The following is a 25,690-nucleotide window of genomic DNA, read 5'->3' as shown; positions in this document are numbered from 1 at the left end:
ATTTAGCTGAACCTGTCATCATTTATCATAGAGAGCGGTTATGGATGTTTTCGTGCTGTCAGCAACTTCAAAACAATAACTGGTCAAACCTGTTGTATTTAAGGCCATAAAAAGCTAGCGTAAAGGTCAGATAATTATCTACGTATTTTTTATGCTCAAATTACATTGTTTACCTGGTTATATTCAGAACATTTATTTAGCCGAATATAGCGACAAACTTTTATTACTTGATGGCTGCTGCCGAGCTGATATTTCAGTACTAGAAGCTTTTGTTCTTGATGATCTTAAGCGCGCCATGACGGATATTAAATTAATAACCGTGACTCATATGCATCCAGATCACGCCGGTGCCGCTAACACATTACGTAAAAAATATGGCTGTAAAATAGCCGCGGCTAATGTCGCAGGACAGTGGTATAGCGGTATTGACGGTAAACTTATGCATTTGACAGACTTGTTGTTAACCCTGTGGGTGGCAGGTCGTCAGAAAAAAGCTAAAAAATTTATTTACTACGCAAGCACATTAACACCTGATTATTATCTCAGCGATCTACAGCGTTTACCTGGTTTTGAAGACTGGCAGGCGCATTTTACGCAAGGCCATACCGACAGAGATATATCCTTATATCATAGCAATACAAAGCAAATTTATGTTGCAGATTTGATGGTGAAAGTGCGCGGTGCGTTTATTCCGCCCTACCCCGTTTTTTACCCTAAGCGCTACCTTGAATCGTTAAAAAAAGTGAAGGCACTTAATGTAGAGTCGATACTTTTAGCGCATGGCGCCAAAGTTGAGTTAACTGAACAGCAATGGCAACAGCTGATAACACTAGCGCCAACTAAACCGGTTACGCATTGGCGTTCAGTAAAAACAAAACTCAAACGGGTACTATTGAATCGCTAAGCTTATCTCGTTAGCAATGAATAGTTAAAGTTTTAATTTTTAACTTTGGTAAACCCAAGCTAAAAATGATTTTGAATCATTTACACTGGTAAATGAAATTAATTTTGTGCCGTTTCTATCAGTTACTGAAACATTGTTTTTGTTAACAGAAATTGATTGAACTGGCGATGCGATCGAATAGATCGTACCTTGATATGTATATGACATAATAAACTCTTTTAATGTGCGTAAATACGCAATAACAAAAGCTATATTATTGTGGTGTGGAACTTTTATATTTCTTGAAAACAAGTTAGAAAAATAACAACGTTTAACGAGGCAATACTCGAAAAATCAGACAATAATTTAAGCTTAATAAATTAAGTGATGACTAACTGTGAAAGGGAAAGGCAAACACGATTTTATAAATAATCGGCTAAATAAACTAGATGGGAATAATTAACGTCGCTACTATAGAGTTAATTATTCGATAAGTAAACACTTTTTAACTTAAACGTTAAAGTATTTATTATGCAGGCCTTCAGCTTTAATTGTTGGCTAGCGGTTATCAGTTTACTTATTGGTATATTTAGTGGGTTTGAAGGAATACCAGTCACTGCTTTGCTTTCATCTAGGCAGCCTGTTACAACAGGCTGCCCAAACAATAATTAATGGTAAACAGTAACACCATTAAGCAACAGCAAACTATAGCTTATACGGCCATTTATATTATGCCTTATAGCTAAATCTTGAATTCCAGCCGGAAAAGTTGGGCTTTGATAAATTATTTCACGGGTGAGCTTATCTCTAATTTCAATGTGGCCGTCCAATGAAACAATTCTATTTCTACAGTGAGGATCGGCAATAATACATGACATCAATTCTTGCCCTATATAGTATCCTGATTGTTGACCTGTTAATCCCGGCTTAAGCACTTCTTTTGTCCAGGATAAACTATCAACTATTTCATACTTGCGAATACTAGTGCCCTCATCATTTCGAATGTAATAATCAAAGACTACTTCCACTTGCTCATCTTGATCATACTGGATAAATTGCACTTCGGCATTGGTTGGAATATTTAAGCCATTGCCCCAAAAATCATAATTTTCATGGTCGAATATAGTTAATAGTTGCCCATTATCTAACTGGTAAAATAAATGAGCATCTTTATCTAAGAATTTTTGAGTTGATAGGTGCCTAGGGGAAGCAACTAAATGACCAAAAGTGGTATCTATAAACTCACCATCATTCTTATTTACAATGTAACTGCTACCGGTGTTTTTAACGAGTAAATTATCGTCAGTTAACTCTACCTCTGTATAGACGGATAGATCTTTTACTTGGTTACGCCACAACATAGCGCCAGTGTTATCGTATTTAGCTATGCCATTTGTATAGGGTACTGGTAAAGATGCATAATAAAAAACTTCATTATCAACAACTTCTGTTGCTACAATTTTACCTGCAGTCCAACCTGTAGAATTATCAAAATCTACCCATTGCGGATCATCATCTAATTTTATGGCACCATCACTGGTGCTAGCAGTCACCGTATTATCATCATGATACTGGGCGATACGCGAGAAACCGCTATAACGACTACCAACTTTAGCACCAGAGTATTTTTCAATTAGTCGATTACCTTGCACAGATAAGGCAGTTAAGCCTTTTTCGTCAGTTTGATTTTCATCACCTTCATATAAAACATAGGCAACTAGTTCATCAACATCATTACCATCAATATCAAATGCAGCAAATACCGTCGTCTTGCTAAAACTATTGCGCACGGGGACTATATGCATGTTATCAGGTACTGACAATTCACTTTTAGAAGTATTACCATCACTATCGATATTTAGCAAAAACCATTGGTCAGCTTCATTTGAATTATCTTTAAATAGTATTATTTCTTGATCAATATCCGAGTCAAAATTACCAATAAAATAACTTGGATTTAGTCCATCACGTAATTTTTTTAGGCTACCATTTTCAAATTTATACATATTGTAATATGATAACAATAAGCAACTATCGCCCGTTTCCAATAACTTTATACTTTGATAATTATCGCTAATCGTATCAATTAGCTCACCCGTTCTTAAAGAATATATTTCCTTATTTGTAACGGCATCGCTAAAACCATCCTGATCTATATCACAATATCCAACATATTTACCATCGATGGCCTCAATGGTATTCTCTAATTCAAAAGTTCTAAGATTATAACTGCGTATTTTTCGCAAAGAACTTTGAGCTAAGGTTGTTGATATAGTTAATTCAACTTCCCCATCGTTATCAATATCATTGATATAAAAATGCCCTAAGCCCGTAAAACTACCCCGATGCCCATTCATTGTAATAACTTTATTTCGATTTCCTGTTACTCCATCTTCAAGCCACAAATGCCAGAGAGGATCAATACCAGTGTAATCTTCACTGACCAAAAAGTGATCTAAAACGCCGTCACTATTGACATCATACGATGTAAAATATCCATATCCATGTGGTAATGATTTTGTTGCTAGTTCGATATCAACATCATTGTTTTCATTTAGAAATATTCGGCTTGAAAATGTTTCAGGGTAGCTAAGGCTACTAATAAAGTGTTCTTTGGATTGATGAGTAATAACACCTTCATAATTAGACAAAACAGACGGTAAAATGTTATCAATATCTTTATAAACTCGACTCTCAACTAAGTTTGGATCGCTTGTAACAGATATTGTTGAAGCAACACTCGTTGTTTTATCATCGTTACTAACAGCGACAGAGAAATTCACATCCGTTGAAACACCAAAATCTAGAATATGAGCAGGCCACTGAATTTGTCCATTTTCATCAATAGTCATACCGTAAGGGCCATACACTATATGATATTTGAATGGCCCATCAAGCGCATCGCTACTCAATACGGCTTGACCGTGCGCTATTGTATTAATAGCGCTAGTGGGTGTATCCATTTCTATTGTAAACTCTGGCGCTAACTTTTCTAGCGTTATCACAACAGTGGCGATGCTTGTTGCCCCTTGGGCATCAACGACTGTTAACTGAATGGTGTAATTGCCTGGCACATTGGCAGAAAAATTTGGTGCTGCACCATCGCCAATATTCCATACTGCATTTGCTGGGGCATTTATGACAGTCCAATAGTATTCGAGTAAGTCTAAATCAGGATCTGAAGAATTAGTTGCGCTAATAACAACGTCATTCGCACGGCTAGTTGACGTTACAGAAGCGCTCAACACAGCTTGTGGCTCTTCATTTATGTCATCAAAAAAGCTTTGCGGTATATTATTTAAATCTACTATTAATGGGATTGTGTTCGAGTCTATATTGACGATTAGTTGTTGCCTTAATAATACTGAAATTAGCATTGTATTTTCTGCTAAAACAGTTAAATCAAAGCCAAGGCTTTTAGCGTCATATAATTTTGTGGTTTCAAGAGATAACTTACCATACTCTGATGATAATATTTCGCCTGAATAATCAATTCCATAGCGCTCTCGCCATAAACTAACTTGGGCAGTAAAATCATTAAAATAAAGTTGTTCCTTTTCTTCATTGGTTAATAATATTTGGTAGCTTGCCTTATGTTGAAAACTTGAGGCCGTTGATTCCCTAACTTTGATATAACCACTTATATTGATTGATTCACCACTTGCTTTATCAACCATGCTAAGACTTGGAACAATATCCATGTCCATTAAATCACTTGGGTAGGCACGAACTACATATATATCAAGTATACCATTAGCGACAACACCTCCTTGAGCACATCGGTCATACTTCACTGATAAATGTTTTGAGGAAACTTTTTTTATTGAAGCACTGCCACTCATGCAGTTTATATCACTTGAGTCACTGCTTACTGGATCTTCATCCGAATAGATAAAAAATTGTTCATAAACATCACTAAACGACATGGCTTGCAAGATATCAAAACCTAGTGTTAAATCAAATGCCAGTTGATTCGCATTCTTTGATGTAATCAATTTAGTATTTCTTTCGCCAGTGTATGATGGTTTAATTAAGTTGCTTGATTGTGGTGGAGAGGTTGGAGAAGTCGATGTTGAAGTATCGCCACCGCCTCCACAACCAATCAAAATAAATACTGTAAGAATAGTGATACTGCGATGAAAAAAGCTATTAAACATAAATAAATCCTTTTACTTTATAAATTGAATTAGCTTACAAACATACTAATTTATCAATTAAAGATTATATACACATATAGTTAGCTGTTCAAAATAAAACCAATGTTAATGTACAGTTAATACAAAGACTCTATAGCGTTAATGAAAGTAATTTTACTGATTTTTAACGAAGCATCATTTAATTGATTCAAAATGGTATTTAATAATAGCCTTTAGTTTACATCGGCCATAGAGCGAACTAGAGCAATATGCTAGAAATCAACCAAATTGCTCGCACCTCATTTATACCCAAACCTTCATTGTCACGGCGATAATTAGCACTGTTTAAAATCCACTTTCAGCCTCTGATACTAATTTGATTAAGTAAACCAACTACTATTTTATGAGTAAAAATGAGAGGTTAATTAATCAACTTGATACAATTCTTTTCAGTTAACTGTATGATAACGATAACAGTCAGCCAATTCACTGACCCCTAAACCGCTGTGTTTCTTCACTTCTATTTGTACATCTATGCGTTTTTTCAAAGCATCAACATGGCTGATCACCCCAATCATTTTGCCGCTAGCATTGAGAGAATCAAGCGCTGACAACGCAATTTCTAAAGTATCGTTGTCTAAGGTGCCAAAACCTTCATCAAGAAAAAGTGAATCAATACTGGTTTTTGCACTGACTAAATCTGACAGTGCTAACGCGAGTGCTAAACTAACCAGGAAACTTTCGCCGCCTGACAAGGTTTTAGTGTCTCGCACACTATCGGCTTGCCAAGTATCTAAAACTTCCAATGCTAAACTATCACTTTGCTGACGTTGCAATTGATAACGCCCATGCAAACGATTTAGTTGCTGATTCGCCAGATAAACTAAATGCGACAACGTTAAGCCTTGGGCAAAACGTCTGAATTTAGCCCCATCTGCTGAGCCAATTAAACCGTTGAGATGCGAAAGATCATCCAGTTCGGCTTGTTGTTTAGCAATATCTGCTAATAAACTTTGCTGCTCTGCTCGCTGCTGTTGATCTTGCGTAACTTGCTGACTCAACTGACCTTGGCGAATTTGTAGTTGCTTTAACTTTTCGGCGCAAACACTGGCTTTTTCATCAAAATCAGTAATGTCAATCTGCTGTTCAATGACAAAGTCGTTATTAAATAACGCCTCTTCTGCTTCAACACCATTCTGCGAGGCACTAAGGTTATCGCTATCTGCGGCAAGTAATTGCTCGGTTTCGTTTTGAAGTTGCACTTTTACTTGAGCTAGCGCCTGCAACTGTTGCTGTGCTTGTTGATATTGCGCGTTTGCTTGTTGAGTTTGTTGCTCAATTGTTAACTGTATTTCTTTCAGTGTCTTGCGCTGCTCTGCAGTTAAAAGTGCGGCTGTAAAGTCTTCTTCATCATTAAACTCACTTGCCACTAACTGTGCTTGCCAAGCTTCGGCGGCTGCCTGCTGTTGCGGTAATAAACGATTGAGTGCTTCAACAGTACCATTTAACTTGCCGGTAATATTCTGTTGTTGTATTTTCTGATCATTGAGCGCTTGCTGATGGCTTTGCAATATTTGGGCTTGCGCTTGTTGTTGCTGTTTCAGCTGCTGACGCATTTGCTGAATATCTTGCTCAGCAAATAAATCATGTCGCTTAGCTTTATCTTCATTAAGCTGTTGTTCTATTTCCGCTAATTCAGTTTTCAAGGCTTGCTCAGAAATCAGCAGTTGCTCAAATTTACTTTGCATTATCGCAAATTGTTGCTGCACATGCTGAAGCTGCTCCTGGTCAGCGGTTAAGGCACCAAGCGCTGTTTGGTAATCGCGGCTTTGTTGTTCAATATCTGCCAGCCATCGCTGTTGCAATGACACGGCAGTGTTAAAGTCATCAGGGCTTGCATTAAGGCCCTTTTCTTTAGGTGAAAAAACAGCAAAACAATCAGCAATATGCAGTTCATTAGCTTGCATTAAAGTAGCAAGCTTTTGCCATTCTTGTGTTACATAAGCTTGTTTATCAAGCAAATTTTGCTTGTTTTGTTCTATTTGCTGCTGCAACTGACTGTGTTGCGTGGTTTGGTTTTGTCTCTGATTCGACAAAGTGAATAATTGTTTTTCTTGTTTTGCTATCAAATCAACTTGTTGCTGCTGCGCTTGTTTTAATTGCTGTAACTGACTATTAGCATTATTAAGTTGAGTAAAGTGTTGTTGGCGCGCTTCGATACTGGCTTTAATTTGCTCAAACGCTGATAAGTCAAAATCAAGCTTCAGTAATTCACGTTGAGTTAACCATTGCAAACTTAAGTTATCTTGCTCTTGTTGTTTTATTACCTTATTTTCAGTAATAAAATTAAGGCGTTCGGTTAAACGCTCTTGCTCCGATGACAAGCCTTTACCTTGTAATTCAAGTTGTTCAAGCTCACTAGTCAGTTGTTTCAAGCGCCGTTGATGTTCAGTTTCAACAGCCCCAGCATTTGAAAGCGCTTGATAGTCAGCAACCGCAGGATGCTGCTCTGAGCCACATAATGGACAAGCTTCATCTGGCGCTAAATTTGCTCTATGCTCACTGAGCGACATAATGTTTTTTTGTTGTTCAACAATAAGTTGCACATCGGTCATTGCAAGCTTTTGTTGTTTGTATTGTGCGCGTAAAGCCGTTAGTTGTTCCGCTAGGTTGCTACTTTGTTGTTTATCATGATGCAGAGTTTTTTCAATGTCTTGCAGCTCTACGGTTAACGTTTGAAAACGTTGCGCATTAAGTAACACTTGTGCCTGCTCTGCCATTGTTGCTTGCAGCCCATGAAGTTGCTGATTAAGTGCTTGCTCATGTTGACAATGATGCTGAGATAAAAGCTCACTAATTTCATGCTCTTTATGACTAAGCAAAAGCTTTTGCTGCTGAAATTCGGCTTCAAGCTCAAGCAGTTTTTTCTCTTGCCCTACCAGTTCAAGGCTTAAATTATCGACCTGCTGCTGCATGTTTACGTCTTGTGCTTGCAAGTCAAAACTTAGTTGTGTTTCGCAGACTAGCTGCGCCAACATATTGCGCCACAAAGGTAAATGTTCAGGCAGTGCTGCTAAGTGCTTTTGCTGAGCAATAAAGTCTTGTGCTTTGGTCAATTTTTCTTGCTGTAATTGTTTGCTACCCTCTAATGCATCTAAGGCTTTTCTAAGTTCTTTTACTTCAGTACTGGCATTATTAAGTCGATTTATTTGCTGATTTTGGCGCGTTATTTGGTGCACTATTTTATTATCAAGGGGTAAAACTTGCTCAACCATTAACTGTTCGGTAGCTTGCTGCTGGGCAATGCACGTTTCATGCTCTACAAGGAATTCAGTTAATGTTTGCTCGGCACTACTGACCAAACCGGCACTGTTTTTTAATTCAAGCTCAAGCTGTGTTGATTGCTGCTTCAGTTCATTAACTTGCTGATTAATATTATTTAATTGTTGGTAGTGAGCACGTAAATTTTCTGCGGGCTCTGATAAAGCTAACGCTTGTAATTGCTCAGCATGCTCGTGATGTGCTTGTTGTGCTGAATTTTTCGCCTGCTCTGCAAGTTGCTTTTGTTTATCAGCGCTTTGTAAGTTTGTTAACCAGTGTCGTACCTGTTGCCAATGAGCTAATTGAAGTGATAATGGCTCTTGCTGCGCTGTAACGTTAGTAAGCTCTGCACTAATTTGCTGCTGTTGCTCAGGGGTTAATAGTTGCATACCCGCGCTTTTCGCCTGCAATAACTTTAATTCATGACTAGCTTCTTTATGTTGCTCAAATACTGCCTTAGATATATCGCCATAAATTTCACTGCCGGTTAATTCTTCAAGTAAATCTGCACGCTCGTTAGCTGGAGCATTTAAAAAAGCGGCAAACTCCCCTTGCGACAACATCATCGACTTTCTAAAACGAGAAAAGTCTAATCCGGTGATACGTGCTATTTCACTGCGAATATCTGAGACTTTGCTAGCAATAACTTCTGCTTCGCCCTGTTTAAGGTCTTCACTTTCTGTCAGACTTTGCTCTGTAAAAATTATTTTTGCTAATTCAGCCGTCGGCTTTTGTAAGTTACCTTCAACACTGTTTTTTGCTCGACGTTGACTCCAAAAAGCGCGATAGGCTTGACCTTTTACTTCAAATTCAACCTCAGCCATACAATTAGCCGTGTGGCGGGTCATTAATTGATTTTGCTTATCTGATATCGTTAAGCGAGGTGTTTGATGATATAGCGCTAAACACATAGCGTCGAGTATCGTTGTTTTACCGGCACCGGTTGGCCCAACAATCGCGAATAAGGCACTCGTGTCAAATGGCGATTGGGTAAAATCAATTTTCCAATGACCTTTTAACGAATTAATATTTTCAAAACGCAGCGATAAAATTTTCATTATTTTGACTCCACTTTTTCAGTGGCACTAGCAAGCTCTGTTTGCTCGGCAATTTCGAGATACAAACTATTTAAACGTGCTTTACGCGCTTGTTGTTCATCACTTTGCCAGGTTTCTAGCTCCATGCGTGCATCAAAAACATCTTGCACACTCAGTTCACTCAAGGTGATTTTTTTTTCATGGCTGGGCATTTGTTGACGTGATTTTTTACTGCGCCTAACAAGCAGTACTTCTACCGGGAGTTCAGCCACTATATGCTCAATGCGAGCGCTTAAGTCTTGTAAGTACTCTGCGCTTTCAATCTCGATATCTAGCCAAATTTTTTCTGTGACATTTCTATGCTCATTTACGCTCTGCGCAGTTGCCGTTTTAGTGCTTATTGTGTTCACAACATTAGCAATATCTTCAGACAAGGAATCAAGCTGAGTTTTTACCATGGTTAAAGGTTGAAAGCATGGCACCGGGGTTAATTCGACATGACTGAGCTCAGCCTCTTTAAATTCGGCAATAACAATACTTTTTTGTGTATTAGCCTCGTCAAAGCTTAAAGCAATAGGCGAACCGCTATAGCGAATATGCTCACTTTTAGTCACTTTTTGAGGTCGGTGAATATGACCTAAAGCGATATAATCTGCATCAGGAAATTCACTAGCCGGAAAAGCTTCTAAAGTACCAATATAGATATCACGAACTGACTCGCTCGTTGATGCACCAATCGTAGTTAAGTGTCCGGTTGCGATTATCGGTAACCGACCTTCACCGTTTTTTTCAGCTGCGGCTAAGGCCTGTGCTTCACTAAATAAACGCTGATAATGACCGGTAATTGCTTGTTGTAACGAGCGTTGTTTTTCATCAGCCGATTGCCCTGCATAACTTTTAACAATATCACGGGCGCGAATAAAGGGAATGGCACAGATCACCGCTTGCTGCTCATTTTTCAAGCTATTAAGTACAAACACTTGCTCAGCAATATTATCGCTAACCGCAGAAATAACCCTTGTGGATAATTGATGTAATAAGTTTTGTGACTCGCCCAGCATAGCCACTGAATCATGATTGCCGGCTAGTACCACTAATTGACAGCGCGTTTGATGGAGCTTGGCAATAAAATCAAAGTACATTTCGCGGGCATAACTTGGCGGCGTGCCAGTATCAAAAATATCGCCAGCAACAATAATGGCATCAATCTGTTGTACTTGAGATTGCTCAATTAACCAATTCAAAAAGTGCTGATGTTCACGTGCTCGACTTTTGCCATAGAAATGTTGGCCTAAATGCCAGTCAGATGTGTGAATAATTCGCATAATTTACGTGCACGCCAAGTTCATAAAAATCAAAGTAATTATTCTACCGATTCTCTGCTGAGCTTACTACTAGACAGTTCAGAAAGCTTAGAAATATAACGTGTTAAAATCGAACCAAGAGACCAGCGAAGTGATGAACATCTGAAGCATAAAGCCAACTCCTCACTAATGACGATAGAAATGACACAATATTTTATACAAGTTTATTGTTTAATTGATTTACTTCTTAACTTACAGCTAAACAGGCTAACTTTTACGCTTAATGCCTTAAACTAATTTTATTTAAGTGCTATCTTTTATGATAATGACAAATGGAGTTCACATTGACTGAGTAAATATATGGTATTTAATTTCAATAACAAAAAAGCAATGCAGCAATTACAAGCTGAAAATGAACAGCTAAAACAAAAAAACTTATTACTTGAAGAAGAGTTAAAACAATTCAGCCAATCTAACCTAGCGCTTTCAGACGATATGTCAAAAGCCGCCGTAAGATATAATAACCAAGAAGAGCTCAATAAATTATGGTTACAATCTTCTACTTTAGTTAATCAAATAAGAGAAAGTTTAGCCAACTCATCAACAGAGCTCCTTACTCATAGAGACAGCTTCCAATCTTCACAAGAGTTATTTAGTCAAATCATGGATATGCTGGCACTGACGGTGAAATCTACAGCAGAAATATCTAGCGATACTCAAACGGCGTCAACATCAGTCGATCAATTAAAAACCGTGATCACCGGAATAAATGACTTTGTTAATATCATCAAAGGTATATCTGACCAAACCAACCTACTCGCTTTAAATGCGGCAATTGAAGCGGCTCGTGCCGGTGAACAAGGGCGAGGCTTTGCTGTTGTTGCTGATGAAGTAAGAACATTAGCGCAACGTTCAGCTGAGGCATCTAACGAAATATCGGCATTGATTGAACAAGTAAATAATCAGATGGCTGATGTAGTTAATGGTATTTGTGGTGTTGGTGACAAGAGTAATGAAATCACCACAAGCACTTCATCGATTGAAGAGACTGCCACTGAAATTGTAAAACTATCTCAGCATATGTATTCGGTGATCACTGACTCTACGGCTGATGCTTTTATTCAAACGGTAAAAATGGATCATGTTGTTTGGAAACTTGATGTCTACCAAGTGATGCTTGGAATGTCAGAAAAATCTGCTAGTGATTTAGCAGATCATACCATGTGTAGACTCGGTAAATGGTATTATCAAGGTGAAGGGCAAACTAAATATTCAGAATTTGATGCCTTCAAAAAGATGGAAGCTCCACATGCAGATGTTCACTCTAATGGTCTTGCTGCCTTGCTGGCACATGCAGAGGGTGATAGTGAAACGGCAGTTAAAAAATTAGCCTTAATGGAAAATGCCAGTTTCAAAGTAGTCGACTTGCTTTCATCATTATCGAATCAAATATCGAATCACAAAGCTCATCAAACAATCTAGCTAAAGCAGTATTTAAGCTACTTGATTGAAGTTAACAATGGACTCTTGTTTGCGCAATAATATTGCTGCAATTCAAGAGTCTCTCCTCTGCCGAGCAACATTAACGCTCAATAAAAAACGCTTGAGCGTTACATCAAGCGAAAACAAACAACAAACACCGCAACAAAAACTGACGACAGTCACTTCAAATAGTTCATAAAAAGCCACAAGTAACTGCCCAACTCAAACTTTGGCTATCTTATTAGCTATATGATAAAAGCCCTACACAGCCATGTAATGCAAATAATTATAATTATCATTTGCATAAGCACTTAACCATAGTTACACTCGAAATGTAAATGCAATTCATTCTCATTACAACTCAGGCATGATATGAAAAATATTACTATGATGACGCTATTTTTAGCTAGCGCTACCGCACTAGCAGACAACAAAGAAAACGTCGCCCCCAGCGCAGAAGATTATTTATTACAACAACAAAAGATTGCTGAAATTGAACAGCAATTAATGGTTTTAAAATCGCAATCTGCAAAAATGCTAGCAGCACAAAAATCCGCTAAAGCTGAATCAGCGGGCAAAGAAGTTCTGAAAAACCAGTCATTACAAGCAAATAAAAATTGGCAAATAAAGTCATACGGTAGTGTTCGCTATAAAAGCGAGGAAATATTTAGAAATACACAAGATGTTGACCCTACTCGTCGTGCTAGTACCGATCTTGAAAGAGTCGTACTTGAATTGAGTTACGATTTCACACCACAATGGCAAGTTGAGTTAGAGCTTGAGTATGAACATGGTGGTACGGGTGTCACACTCGAATATGATGGCTTCGAAGAGTTTGGTGAGTTCGAAAGTGAAATTGAAGCCGGTGGTGAAGTAGTCGTTGAAAAGCTACAAGTTCGTTATCAAGCAAACAAACACTTAGCTGTAAAAATGGGACGAATTTTTGTTCCTGTCGGCTTAGGGACCGACTTACATCAACCTCATCAGTATATGACCGCTGAACGTCATTGGAGTGAGGCAAGCATGATCCCTCAAACCTGGAATGAAACGGGTGTTAACCTTATCGCTAATTGGCAGAACTTTACCGCACAAGCATTGCTGACAACCGGGTTAAACTCTGAATATTTTCGCACCTATCAATGGGTTGCTACTGGCCACCAAAAACGTTTTGAACAAGTGAACTCAAATGACTTAGCATTTACTTTTCGCCTTGATTACGGTGATGTAAAAAATGATAAAGGCATAGGTGTGAGCTATTACACCAGTAACACCACAGAAAACCGTAATAACCAAAACAATATTACCGGCGATGGCAATTTACAAATTTTTGGTCTTCATGGGGCGTGGAGTCTAGGCAACTGGGTAGCAAGAGGCCAATACTTATTTGGTCAATTGGACGACAGTGAAGCAATCACCCTTGCCAACAAAACCACACCAGGTTTAAAACCAGGTAACTTCGCACAAGTGGGTAGTGAATCAGAGTCAGCATTCGTTGAATTAGGCTACAACGCACAAGGGTTATTTGGCTTGTCGTCACCACTGCGTATTTTTGGTGCTTTTGACTATGCGAACCCGATCAAAGAAGTAGCTAATGGCATCGCTACACCGCGTTTTGATAAACAAGAACTCTCATTCGGCATCAACTACTTCCCTATTCCTGAGTTAGTGTTAAAGGTGCAAGTTGGGGAACAGAAATATGCTCAAGACAACCTTGACAACACTCGCTCGGTGGCAATGTCATTAGGATATTTCTTTAGCATTTAAATACAGTCATATCACTAGCATTAAACAAAAATAATACACATTAATTTTAAACATTTAGACAGGATTTAACCATGTACTTAAAAAAATCTCTCATCGCAGTAACCCTATCGGCAATCATTTTATCAGCCTGTGGCGGTAGCTCATCATCACCGGATGCAGTTACAGAAACACCAGTAGTTGATACAGGGTTTTCATTTACCGCAACTGAAATGATAACTAACCTAACCAATGACGTGATAGTTAACGGTTACTTATCATTAAGTACCAAGGCTGACGTTTTCCATTTAGCAACGTTAACCTTAATTAATACTCCTACAGAAGAAAATTTAGCCGCGGCACAACAAGCCTGGCGTGATGTTCGAATTCCTTGGGAACAAGGTGAAGCGCATATTTTTGGTCCTGTTGATGCACTGTCAATCGATCCTCATTTAGATACTTGGCCTTTAAATACCAGTGATTTACAAGCACTATTGGCATCTCAATCAGGTTTTACCGCTGAGCAAGTTAAATTATTCAATGACGATGTTCAGGGCTTTCACACGATGGAGTTTTTATTATTTGGTGATGGCGTAGCGGACAATGTAAAGAGTATTAGCGAAATGACGGCATTGGAACGTGAATACCTAGGCGCTACTGCTGAAGTTTTTACTGAATACGCTAAATCATTAGCCGATGCTTGGACCGTATCGTATGACCCAAGCGATAGTAATTCACCTGCTTACAAAGATTTACTTTTAACGCCAAACAACGATGTTTATTCATCTGAGCTAGGTGTGGTTGAAGAGCTAATTAACGGTATGATCGGCATAATTGATGAAGTAGGTAATGGCAAAATAGCTGAACCTTTTGGTACAAGCCTAGCCACAACAGATACTTCACTAGTTGAGTCACAATATAGCTGGAATTCGTTAGCTGACTTTTCTGATAATATTCAAGGCGTACAAAACGTTTATCGTGGCGAATTTGTAAACGGCGCAGATAAACAAGGTATTATCGACTTTGTAAACGCGGCAGATCCGGAGTTAGCAAGTAAAATTGATGGTCAAATCAGTGATGCTATCACAGCGATCAAAGCAATTGCTGGTGACAATAGCCTGCCTTTTAGACAAGCCATTAATGACGTAGACGCACGTATCAGAGTGCAAACTGCTATTGACTCATTAACACTCGTTCAAGCTTCATTCTAAACTGATGTTCTTCCATTACTATCAAAGTGGAAATCAAGTTAAGTAAACGTAGTTCAATAACTTATTGTGATTTTTACTGAGGTTTATCCTCCCTATAACTTCAGTAAAACTCAAGTACATGGACGTACTTATTCATTGGTTTATGCACTCAATAAAAGTTAACAAAAATGATACAGACTAATCATATAACAGCAATAACAACGAAACAGCCAAGATTTTTACTTAGGCATTGTGCACTATTATTAAGTATTTCACTGACAGCTTGTGGCGGCGACAGTAGAAAAAGTACTGAAACACCAGCACCTCCGCCTGAAACGGTTTACCCTGATTATGCTCGAGCGCTTTTATTAGGTGGTAATGCTACCGCTGAAAATGCCAGTGATTCTGGTCATGGTTTTTCAACACCAATTCCCACTTTGACCGAAGAAGAACTAACTCGTCATCTTACTGGCGATACCCACTTTGAAACGTCATTTACCACCGCTCCTAATGATGCTCACCCTGAACTTGACGGTTTAGGGCCGGTATTCAACAATCAAGACTGTAATTCATGTCATCAGCGTGATGGACGTCCGGCCACACTATCAGTGCCAGACCAAGAGGAAAGACTACTTTTAGGCGCTAATGCAGGAATATTTCTCCGCATCAGTCTTGAAGATGGTCAGTGTGAAACACCTTCAGCAGAAAATAATTATTGTCAAAATACGCCTGTTGATGGCTTTGGCACGCAGTTATTTCACCGTGGTGTACTTAAAGCACGTGATGATTGGCAAATAAACCCTTTTATCGGCCAAGCTAATGTTTTCATATCGTACGACTATAAAATAGAGACCTATGTGGATGGCGAAACAGTTACCTTAAAAAAGCCAGTATTTGATATTGAAGCACCTTATGACGTCAGCATAGAAAATAGCTTAAACAGCAGTTTGCTACAAAGTAATGTTCGTTATAGCCCAAGAAACGGAATGCCCATTTTTGGTTTAGGCTTACTAGAAATGATCGCAGAAGACGATATATTAGCGCTAGCAGATGAAAATGACACTGATCAAGATGGTATTTCTGGCCGAGCCAACTGGGTTTTTGATGCGGTTAAAGCTCAAGCCGGCGAACAACCGCCAGTCTCCTTAGGACGATTTGGTTGGAAAGCCAGTACACCGAGCGTTCGCGTTCAGTCACTTGCTGCATTACGTGGCGACATGGGAATAACTAATCCATTATTTCCTCAAGAAAGCATCGCCAATACGGCAATGCATGAAAGCTACTTAACACGTACGGGCTTTATTGATACTGGGGTTGATGAATCGGGCCAAACAGAAGCTTCGGCAAGCTTTTCAGATGATGTGGTATTTTACGCTGAAACCTTAGCTGTACCTGCACGACGTAATATTGATAATGAGGACGTGCTCAAAGGTGCATTGTTATTTCAGCAAGTCAATTGTACAGGCTGTCACACCCCTCAATTTACCACCCAAACAGGTGATATTCTTATTGGTGGAAGAGCAGCGCCAGAGGCAATAAAAGGACAAAAAATTTACCCATTCACCGACATGTTACTCCATGATATGGGCGAAGGACTAGCCGACAATCGACGTGATTTTATGGCCACAGGTAATGAATGGAAAACCCGGCCATTATGGGGTATAGGGTTAACTAAAACAGTCAACCCTGCGGCTGGTTTCTTACACGATGGTAGGGCTGATAATATTGAAGAAGCTATTTTATGGCACGGTGGTGAAGCACAAAACAGCAAAGAAGGTTTTATGGCCTTGACTAAAACAGAACGTGCATCACTGGTGGCTTTTGTTATGTCACTATAAAGTAATATTAAAGTAAAAAAGCGCTGTTAATTACAATAACCGACAGCGCTAACTTAGCAAGCAGATCATCTTTGTGCTTTGAACAATACCTTTTACTGTTCTAAAGATTCTAAGCTTTCACTTACCGCTAATAATTAAAACAAACCCTGCTAATGCCACATGCCTTAACGCTTGATAGAAAAACATCAATATCACCAATAATCAGCACTTAAACAAAATGATCTAAAATAAGACTCAGCGCACTTGAAGGGAAATAATGACTTTTTTCATCACTAGGTTCATTTGTCTATGCTAAATAAAGAACTAAAGCAGAGCGAAATTATCCAACATATTGAGCATTTTCAGGCGAAGAGTTAAAAGCCTGAACTAGCGAATTAAACGCAGTATTGCTTTAAATTCAGCAGCTCTGCAATCTGCCACTAACTCATACAGGCACATTTCTAAGCCAGTAATATCAATATTTTTATTCATCAATCGACTTATGCCAAGTTGCTTGTTAGCCAAGGTGCGCGAAGATACGCAATCGCTAACTAGCTGTACGCTATAACCACACTCAGATAAGCCAAGTGCAGTTTGATATGCACAAATATGCGCCTCAATACCACAAACTAGCCAGGTATCAACATTTTCAGCTTTAACCGCAGCGATAAAATTAGCCTCATCGCAGCCATTAAATGTAAATTTAGTAATTGGGTTAATACTGCTTAACAGCGAGCTTATTTTATTAACAGTACCGCCAAGCTTTTCAGGGTTTTGCTCAAGACAAATAATGGGTAACTTTAGTGCTTGCGCTCCCTTAATCAGCTTTTCACAATTCGCAATTAAAACCTCGCTATCATAAACTAAGCTAGCGAGCTTTCCCTGAATATCAACAACAATAAGACCCGTATTAACTTTATCTAACATGTTATAGCTCCTGAAATTGAATAAACACCCTATTTAATTTAGCTAGTTACACATAATGTTTAAGGTACCAATCACTAAATGAGATTGCCTGATAATGACATATATGCCACAAAGCCGATGTTAGTTTCAATGTAGTAACACATGCTCTAAATTAGGTTTTATATGGAAAATTACCATAGTCACTTGTTGGTTATGCTTTGCTGCCAAACCTTCCATCAAGGTTTTTGTATACCTGGGTGAGTTATTTTTAATCGTTGAGGTTCACTTTTATTACCAGAACGAGATACAGCTATAATCTGAACAGTGATATTTATAGGCTCTTGTTCTTTATTACTCCCATCTAACCAAAGAAAGCTAAATAGCTTTTCATTTTCCATAAACTTCGATGGAACGACAGGAGATTCGTAAAAGAGTTGATCCTCAAATTTACCTTCAACAATTTTAAAAATATAACCTTGTTCATGTGAAGGTAAAGCCTCAAGTGTTAAATTGATAAAGCCCACATCAGAGCATGAACCATGATTTCCATCATCTGTTCCTCTGTGAATTGAATCAACTCTAAAAGTTGGTGTAGTAACTTTACCAGATGAGTTTTCCGATATTACAAACTCATCAAACGCTGGAGCAAATGAACATGCAGCAGCTTTAAAAGCTAGAATATTTAATAATAGAAATAAAAAACGACTCATAACTTCCTTCTATAGCTAAAATAATGTGCTGGCTAAAATCAGCTATTAACTATGCCACCCATGATAAATGCAAGCAAGAATGATAACGCACTGAACGGTTTATTTTGAACCATTAAAGAATTAAGTTTTTCATTTTAAAGTCCTAAATGTGTAACCACATATCTGGATAGAACATAGATATAAAAAAAGCACTATAAAAAATATAGTGCTCTTGATAACAGCGGTATTAATCACCGCAGGTAAATAAATCTACAATATATTATGCAGCTTTTTTATTACGGCTAAAACCAAAAGAAATTAACCCTAGGCCAAGTAAAGCCAAAGTGCCTGGTTCAGGTACTTGACTTGGTGCAGGAGAAGTTATAGTTGAAGAGAAGCTTTTCACAGTTTTTGCATTATTTACGAGCCCTTGAGTAGAAAAAAACCACTCAGTTTCTGTGGTTAAAAAATCAGGGTGCGAAACATTACCAATAATGTATACCCCTGTTGAACCACCAACTGTAGCGTTACCGCGAATTGAAGAGCCGGTAAAATTAAAACCTTCTACTGTCCATAAGACGTTACCAACAATATCATTTAAAAGTAGAGGGGTTTTAACCGTAAAAATGGTATTAATATCAAAATAATTCAGGTAATCACCTGTAATAATGAAAGGTCGTAAACCAAAATTGTTCAACGAAAAGTCGATTTCAACAACTTCCCCAGAAGCGTTTAAAGTGGTATTTCCTATTCCAAACACATCAAAACTACCATTAATTCCATTTATTAATGTTGCGTTGGCCGACATAGATAACGTCATTGATAAACTAACGCACAGTAGTATTGCTGTAGTAAATGCTTTCTTTAACATGATACATCCTTAATTCTTATTACAAAGGCATAAATTAACTAAAATTGTGTTCGAAGGCTTAAAATATATTACCTATAAATTAGTAACCTATAACACCTGCCACGCAGTATGCAAAAAAAAGGCCAAAACCACAAGTCGTTGTTTATAAAAAGAAAAGGAAAGTAGCAATAACTAACGCCTCATAATGTGTTAAACATACAGACGCTCAAAAAACAACCAACAGATTGATTTTTAAACACTTTTTTTTGAATTTAAATTACTAAGTACTAAAATCATTACGCTATTTATTGCGTTAATTTATACACTATTTGCTAGCTTAACTTCTTGCTGATATTTTTTAATTAGTTAGATCAAAAAAAGTTCGCAGATGCGAACTTTTTATTTATTATATCAAAAGTTAAAAGGCTATAGCTGTGTTAATACCCCGTCGTTGATTTTAAATTGATATAGGCGAACTTTTGAGAGAAAGTTATCAGCATCATGGTAGTAGTTACGAGTCACCGTATCCATGTTATGAAATTCACTACCCGTGTTATGAAAGCTAACTAATACCTGTTCAGCATCAACTTCAACAATAGCAACGCCATGTTCCCACATCCGAGAAAAAACCATGTCATCAGTTATATCATCACGTTTGGTTGCACTGCGCACTAACGGATCAAAGTAGAACGGTAAACCGCTAAGTGCTTCAGGTACCTCGCCCAATTGTGAGAATATTTGCTGCATACCATTTTCTAAAAATGAGCCAAAAGTTCCTGACGATACCGATGACGTAGTAAAGTTAAACGACTTTTTACCAGTAACATTATTGGCTTTATGCTCAGTGACATAACTACTGTGAATGTCACCGCCTAAGCTGATCACACCAAACTGGCTCATAACGTTATCAACAAACGAGGATTTAAATTGCGGAAAACCATCCCATTGATCGGCTTCTAGATAAAACCGTTGTTTTAAAGTTGCAGGAAGTGCATCAGAGTTCAATACTTCTTCGAGCAAGCTTATGCCGGTATCAGCTCGATTTGCTGATAAATCAAAAATCAACGGTGAAAACGACACAGAACTACCTAGCATTTTCCATGTGCTAGTTGAGGTGGCGAAGGTTTGTCCAAGCCATTCGGTTTGCGCTGCGTCAAAGCCACTTTGCACTGAAGTCCCTTGTAAGTTAGCCACATACTCTAAATACCCCGCATATAGATCATAGGTATCTTTAACCACAAGATAACGGCTACCAATAAAATTAAATAATGAAGTTTTCCCCATGGTATAAAAAGCGAGGCCTTGTGCAACTCCAACCTCGGGTAATGCCGGTAGCATTTGGATCGGATGCTCGCTAGGCAAACTTGCTTTTGCGCTACTCAACACTTGATTCAAGTAACTTGTGGTTAAATTACCTTGTATTGCGGCCACCGCACGTTGCTGTGCTTGTGCAAGTGCTTCAGTTTGTGTTATTTCAACTCGTGCAAGTAACTCTTGCATATAAAGACCAGTAAAAATTTCTAAAAACGTCGCTTTGTACGGCGCAAACGCTGCATTATCAATATCAATATAAGGTGACATTTGGCTAACAATACCCTCAACCTGAGCCTGTGCCATGCCTGTGCCCAATAAAAATCCAGTTAATGTTGCTTGGTCCATCGCAACAGTTGCCGGAAAAGCATCTTCAGGCAGAATATGATCTGGACGATTGGTACGAAAATCTGTCATGGCTAAATGCAAATGCTGACCAAATTGAAAGTCTCGATAAATACGGGTATTAGGGAACAAGTGTTCATCAGTAATAGCCAACGTACCTGCTGCTAATTCGGCAGCGCTATGTACTTGTTCATGATCAATAGGCATATATTCAAAATAAGCCATTTCTGAATTTTTCTTGCGTTGAGTCTGCTGCTCATCGCCAGCACCATCTAAGTAAGTAGCTCGGTCCCCCCAACTATCATCGGAAAACTCATGATCATCCCATATAGCTATCATTGGAAAACGTTCGTGCACCCGTTGTAATAATTCATCTGTGCGATAGGTTTTATAAAGTTGACGATAATTATCTAAGCTGTTCGCTGCTTGGCTTTTGTTATCACCGACCCCTAAAGTAAGCGCCCCTGCTTGGTCGGTAAACTCGATAGTACGAGCACCACCTACTGATTGAAATAATGCATCACCGGTAGTTTCATAAATATAGTCACCTAAATGTACGACAAAATCTAAATCGTCATTATCAAGCAGTGATAAATAGTTATTAAAATAACGGCCGATATAATCTTGGCATGAAACATAAGCAAATTTTACTTTACTATCACTATCTATAGCAGCAGCCGTTTTGGTTCGCCCAGTTCGGCTAGTATAATTTTTACCACCACTTTGATAAATAAAACGATAGTAGTAGTGTTGCCCAGCTTCGAGTGCAGTGACCCGAATTTTTAAACAATGATCGGAGGCAGCTAGTGCATCAAAGCTTTCTTCAACCACTAAATTGGCAAACGCTTCGTCATTTGCCACTTGCAGCATAAGTGAAGTATCAGCACCTGAGCCATCATCAACACGGGTCCATAATATAACCGAGTCAGCTTTAGGGTCGCCGGATACCACAGATTGAGGAAAATATTGACTACCATCTAAAATACTCGGCTCTGTTGGCTCAGGCGTAACCACAGCAGCTTTCTTATCTGAGCCACCACAACCAACTAAGCTTGAGGTCACGACTACGCCGGCACTAACGGCTATGGTTTTAATAAATTTACGACGGGTATAACTCATATTAAGGTCCTTCCTACTCATATTTAATTGTTGTTATCATTTTTACGACTCACTTTAATGCTTATGGCATGATAAGTTTTATTTATGACAATTTATCAATACCTTACCAATAAAATAATTTATTTGTATTATTCTGGATAACCGGTTATTTTTTTAATACTTTGGTAAATAGGTTTTAATTGTCGATACATTTTTCGATACACTTGCTGATACAATTTGTTATACAACTGCACATTAGTTTGATTAGGTAAAAAGCTCTGCTCAATACGAGTCATTGCCGCGGTTGCTTGTTGATAACTATCAAAATAGCCCTGCCCAACTGCGGCATTAATAGCAGCACCTAAGCCTGAAGTTTCAAAGGTATGTGGACGATGAGCCGGTAAATTAAAAATGTCAGCCGTTAATTGTAAAGCGGCATCCGATTGTGAGCCGCCACCAGAAACAATTAAACGGGTAATTTTACACTTTTGTCGCTTCTCTAAGCTTTCTTTACCTTCTCGTAACGCGTACGCTAACCCTTCTAAAATAGAGCGATAAATATGGGCGCGAGTATGCACATCACCAAAACCAATAATTGCGCCTTTTGCTTCTAAGTTTTTTAAACCCGGTGACCAATAAGGTTGGAGCATCAGCCCCATTGAGCCTGGCGGCACTTGGGCAACGAGTTGATCAAATAAACTCTCAGCGCTGACCCCTAACACTTGCGCTTTATCTATCTCATTTTGACCAAACTCTTGTTTAAACCAATTGACCATCCAAAAGCCGCGATAGATCATCACCTCACTATTGAAATTATCTGGTATAGCTGAAGGATAAGGTGGAATAAACGCTTGTGGCTCGACATAATTAACATTGTTAGTATTAATGGTTGCGGTAGTGCCATAACTTAAACTAGCAGTCTCTGGGCTAATACAACCTGAGCCCAACACTTCACAAGCTTTATCCGAGGCCGAGGCGATTAGACTTGTGCCGACAGGTATACCGGTATGTTTAGCCGCCGCCGCAGTGATATGCCCAAGCTTTTCACCTGGCTTAACTAACGTAGGCAACATAGATCTTTTTACGGGCAAAGCATGCCATTTCCAATCCCAAGCTTTTGCCCAGGCCTGCTTTTTGTAATCAAACGGCAGATAACCCACAATACTGCCGATCGAATCTTTAAACTGGCCAGTTAATTTATGTGTAAAAAAACCTGACAGTAATAAAAACTTATCGGTTTTTTGCCAAACTTCAGGTTGGTATTGTGCTAGCCAATTGGCTTGTGCCTTGCGACGAAAATAATCAATAACGTTACTTTGGCCGATTAATGAAAATGCTAATCGCCAGTACCACGGCATAACTTGAGTGGGTTTAGATAAACGTTGATCCAACCAAAGAATAGCCGGACGCAACGGTTTAGCATTTTTATCTAAATTAATCACAGTGCCACGTTGTGTGGTAATGGTAACCGCGCTAACTTTTTCACGATAACCTTTGTTAATGACTTCATTTTGCTGCCAAAGTTGTTGGCAACACTCACCTAGCATCTGCCAAAAGTAATCAGCACTTTGTTCGGCCCATCCCGGATTTGCAGAAAAATAGGCTTCAAGTTCAATACGATTTTTAGCGACTAAATTGCCATGTAAATCAAATAACAAGGCACGCACACTTTGTGTGCCGTTATCTATGGTTAAGATCAAATCATCACGAGAATCGCTATTCTGATTTTTATTTACTGCATTTTTTTTTGAAGCGTTTTTTGATGAGCTAGTATTTATCATAAACTGCCTTGCTCTGTGGTAATTTCATCATCAGGCAAACTATAAGACTGTTGCCATAAAGATAAGTATCGGGCTATTTCGGCTTGCCACTTAGCTTCATTCCAAGACAAATAAGGAGCACAAAGTGCTTTAATGTCTGGCAATAACTCACGTGCACCAGCTGGTAGCACATTGCCAAGTCGAGTGCGTCGTAGTAATAAATCGTCAAGGTGTTGTACTTGCTCAAAACGCACAGCCCAAATCAGCTCAGCCCATAAGTGTCGGCTATAGCGGATCGGGCTAAGATGGGCTTTTGCACTGGCATTAACAAATACATGGCTAAACTCGCCATAACAGGCTTGTATTTGCTGCTGCACATGTTGTTGAATTGATGACGATAAGTTTGAAGAATCCTGCGACAATATTGGTTGCTGACAAGCATTCTCAAGTGCCTTAGTCAGTATGGCTTTTTGCTTAAGATTGTTCATTGCCAAATACTGGCAGGCCTTATTTAATACTTGCTCAGCAATCAATCTGAAGGTGGTTAGCTTACCGCCGGTTACGCTAATTACGCCTTGATGCTGTTCAATGTGATGCTCACGCTTTTCTTTTGACGGCTCAAGCGATCCACCTGTGCTGATAACGGGCCTTACACCTGCAAAAGTGGAAATAATATCGTTTTGAGTAATGTTAGCAGCCGGAAATTGCTGCTTAACTGTTGCAAGTAAATAGTCAAACTCATCTTGACTAATTTTGGCTTCAAACGACATATCTTGATGATGCTCAACATCCGTGGTGCCGACCAAGGTGACATTCTGCCAAGGGTATATTTGCACCGGCCTTTTATCGACCGGATGCTGAATAGAAATAACACTGGCCACAGGTAAACGCCAATTAGCAATCACTAAGTGACTGCCTCGCAGCGGTCGCATGCTAAAAGCTGTTTTTTTAGCTTGTTGACCAGTGTCATTATTTTCTTTTTGCTCAGGTGGCAATATATCAGAACCTAACACATCTGTTTTTAAAGCTGTGCTTTGTAGTAGTTTAGACCAAGCCCCGCAAGCATTTACCACTACTTTGGCATTAAGTGTTATCGCTTGTTCATTCTCTTGCATCTGGACGGTAATTTGATTATTTTTAGCACCGACAGCAAGGTTAGTCACTTTGGCATAGTTAAGCGCTTGGCCTTTTAAATGTAAAGACTCTTGAATCAACCTTTGCACCAATCGTGCATCTTCCGTTAAAGCGTCAAAAAACTGGGTACCACCAAGTAAACTATGCTCTGCCACGTTAGGTGCTAGTAGCTGATAGGGCAACTTAGGCCAAAATTTATGTTGTTTGGCACCAGCGATAAAGTCATAACAAGACAACAAGCTATTAAACACCCAAGGACCCGGGAAAACTTTCTTATAATGACTCATAACAAAGCTTTGCCGACTAATTAAAGGCTCACCCTGTGCAAGTAAACGTTGACGTTCAGTCACTGACTCTCGTGTCAGCGCTAGCTGACCTTGCGCCATATAACGTAAACCACCATGAACCATTTTTGAAGAGCGGCTTGAGCTCCCCCAAGCAAAGTCTTTTTGCTCAAGTAATAACACTTTTAAGCCCATTTGACAGGCAATTTTCAAGATACCTGCGCCGGTAATACCGCCGCCAATAATCACCATGTCCCAACAAGACGAAGCATTGATATCATTAATACGTTGCTCGCGCGTCATTAAAACATTATGCCCAAGCTCGCCAACAGTTAACGAAACAACTTCAGTATTATTTTCATGAGCTAAGGGTTGTGCAAGGTTATCTGCGCTGTTCATATTA

Annotated in this window: 16 protein-coding genes and 1 pseudogene; 7 read left to right on the top strand and 10 right to left on the bottom strand. The window is 38.8% G+C overall.

Annotated elements, in window-relative coordinates; genetic code table 11:
• Positions 1-151 precede the first annotated feature (151 nt).
• On the top strand, positions 152-904 hold the full coding sequence (locus B0169_RS03805) for an MBL fold metallo-hydrolase (protein ID WP_077284641.1): 753 nt from the start codon (positions 152-154) through the stop codon (positions 902-904).
• Between the two features lie 39 nt (positions 905-943).
• Here B0169_RS03805 and B0169_RS19345 read toward each other — a convergent pair whose 3' ends face one another.
• The 4 genes from B0169_RS19345 to sbcD all read right to left on the bottom strand — a co-directional run bounded on the left by B0169_RS19345 (position 944) and on the right by sbcD (position 10,702).
• The gene (locus B0169_RS19345) at positions 944-1,111 is read right to left on the bottom strand and encodes a hypothetical protein (RefSeq protein ID WP_164474794.1); all 168 of its coding nucleotides are present in this window, start codon (positions 1,109-1,111) and stop codon (positions 944-946) included.
• A 440-nt stretch (positions 1,112-1,551) separates the two neighbouring features.
• A complete protein-coding gene (locus B0169_RS03800) occupies positions 1,552-5,040 on the bottom strand; it encodes a PKD domain-containing protein (RefSeq protein WP_077284640.1) in 3,489 nt (1,162 codons plus the stop codon).
• Positions 5,041-5,468: 428 nt separating this feature from the next.
• Complete coding sequence (locus B0169_RS03795; RefSeq protein WP_077284639.1) at positions 5,469-9,398, bottom strand: AAA family ATPase; 3,930 nt, start codon at positions 9,396-9,398, stop codon at positions 5,469-5,471.
• Complete coding sequence (gene sbcD / locus B0169_RS03790) at positions 9,398-10,702, bottom strand: exonuclease subunit SbcD (protein ID WP_077284638.1); 1,305 nt, start codon at positions 10,700-10,702, stop codon at positions 9,398-9,400. The genes B0169_RS03795 and sbcD overlap by 1 nt, the downstream gene beginning before the upstream one ends.
• A 774-nt stretch (positions 10,703-11,476) precedes the next feature.
• Here sbcD and B0169_RS19720 point away from each other — a divergent pair.
• The 6 genes and pseudogenes from B0169_RS19720 to B0169_RS03770 form a co-directional block, all read left to right on the top strand.
• Positions 11,477-11,722 (top strand): annotated as a pseudogene (locus B0169_RS19720) (methyl-accepting chemotaxis protein); the annotation flags it as partial.
• Between the two features lie 39 nt (positions 11,723-11,761).
• Positions 11,762-12,163 carry a CZB domain-containing protein gene (locus B0169_RS19715; RefSeq protein ID WP_412842112.1) on the top strand — a complete coding sequence of 134 codons (402 nt, stop codon included), beginning with the start codon at positions 11,762-11,764 and terminating at the stop codon, positions 12,161-12,163.
• Between the two features lie 49 nt (positions 12,164-12,212).
• Positions 12,213-12,362 carry a hypothetical protein gene (locus tag B0169_RS19215; protein ID WP_158077045.1) on the top strand — a complete coding sequence of 50 codons (150 nt, stop codon included), beginning with the start codon at positions 12,213-12,215 and terminating at the stop codon, positions 12,360-12,362.
• Between the two features lie 173 nt (positions 12,363-12,535).
• Complete coding sequence (locus B0169_RS03780; protein WP_077284636.1) at positions 12,536-13,927, top strand: alginate export family protein; 1,392 nt, start codon at positions 12,536-12,538, stop codon at positions 13,925-13,927.
• A gap of 71 nt (positions 13,928-13,998) precedes the next feature.
• A complete protein-coding gene (locus B0169_RS03775; protein WP_077284635.1) occupies positions 13,999-15,114 on the top strand; it encodes an imelysin family protein in 1,116 nt (371 codons plus the stop codon).
• 167 nt (positions 15,115-15,281) lie between these two features.
• Positions 15,282-16,931, top strand: coding sequence for a di-heme oxidoredictase family protein (locus tag B0169_RS03770; protein ID WP_077284634.1), 1,650 nt, complete (start codon positions 15,282-15,284; stop codon positions 16,929-16,931).
• A gap of 366 nt (positions 16,932-17,297) precedes the next feature.
• Here B0169_RS03770 and B0169_RS03765 read toward each other — a convergent pair whose 3' ends face one another.
• The 6 genes from B0169_RS03765 to B0169_RS03740 form a co-directional block, all read right to left on the bottom strand.
• Positions 17,298-17,837 carry an isochorismatase family protein gene (locus B0169_RS03765; RefSeq protein WP_077284633.1) on the bottom strand — a complete coding sequence of 180 codons (540 nt, stop codon included), beginning with the start codon at positions 17,835-17,837 and terminating at the stop codon, positions 17,298-17,300.
• A gap of 215 nt (positions 17,838-18,052) precedes the next feature.
• Positions 18,053-18,526, bottom strand: a complete 474-nt coding sequence (locus B0169_RS03760) for a hypothetical protein (protein WP_077284632.1) — start codon at positions 18,524-18,526, stop codon at positions 18,053-18,055.
• A gap of 259 nt (positions 18,527-18,785) precedes the next feature.
• The gene (locus B0169_RS03755; RefSeq protein WP_077284631.1) at positions 18,786-19,376 is read right to left on the bottom strand and encodes a PEP-CTERM sorting domain-containing protein; all 591 of its coding nucleotides are present in this window, start codon (positions 19,374-19,376) and stop codon (positions 18,786-18,788) included.
• Between the two features lie 405 nt (positions 19,377-19,781).
• Complete coding sequence (locus B0169_RS03750) at positions 19,782-22,130, bottom strand: alkaline phosphatase D family protein (RefSeq protein ID WP_158077044.1); 2,349 nt, start codon at positions 22,128-22,130, stop codon at positions 19,782-19,784.
• A 128-nt stretch (positions 22,131-22,258) separates the two neighbouring features.
• Positions 22,259-23,890: an FGGY-family carbohydrate kinase gene (locus B0169_RS03745; RefSeq protein WP_077284629.1), complete on the bottom strand. Its 1,632-nt coding sequence runs from the start codon at positions 23,888-23,890 to the stop codon at positions 22,259-22,261.
• Entirely contained in the window at positions 23,887-25,686 is a 1,800-nt protein-coding gene (locus tag B0169_RS03740) for a glycerol-3-phosphate dehydrogenase/oxidase (protein ID WP_077284628.1), read from the bottom strand. Before B0169_RS03740 ends, B0169_RS03745 begins: the two co-directional genes overlap by 4 nt.
• Positions 25,687-25,690 lie beyond the last annotated feature (4 nt).

This window comes from Cognaticolwellia aestuarii (genome assembly GCF_002000025.1).
GTDB lineage: Bacteria > Pseudomonadota > Gammaproteobacteria > Enterobacterales > Alteromonadaceae > Cognaticolwellia > Cognaticolwellia aestuarii.
Note: the sequence above shows the minus strand (reverse complement) of the source record. Positions and strands in the feature narration are given on the sequence as shown.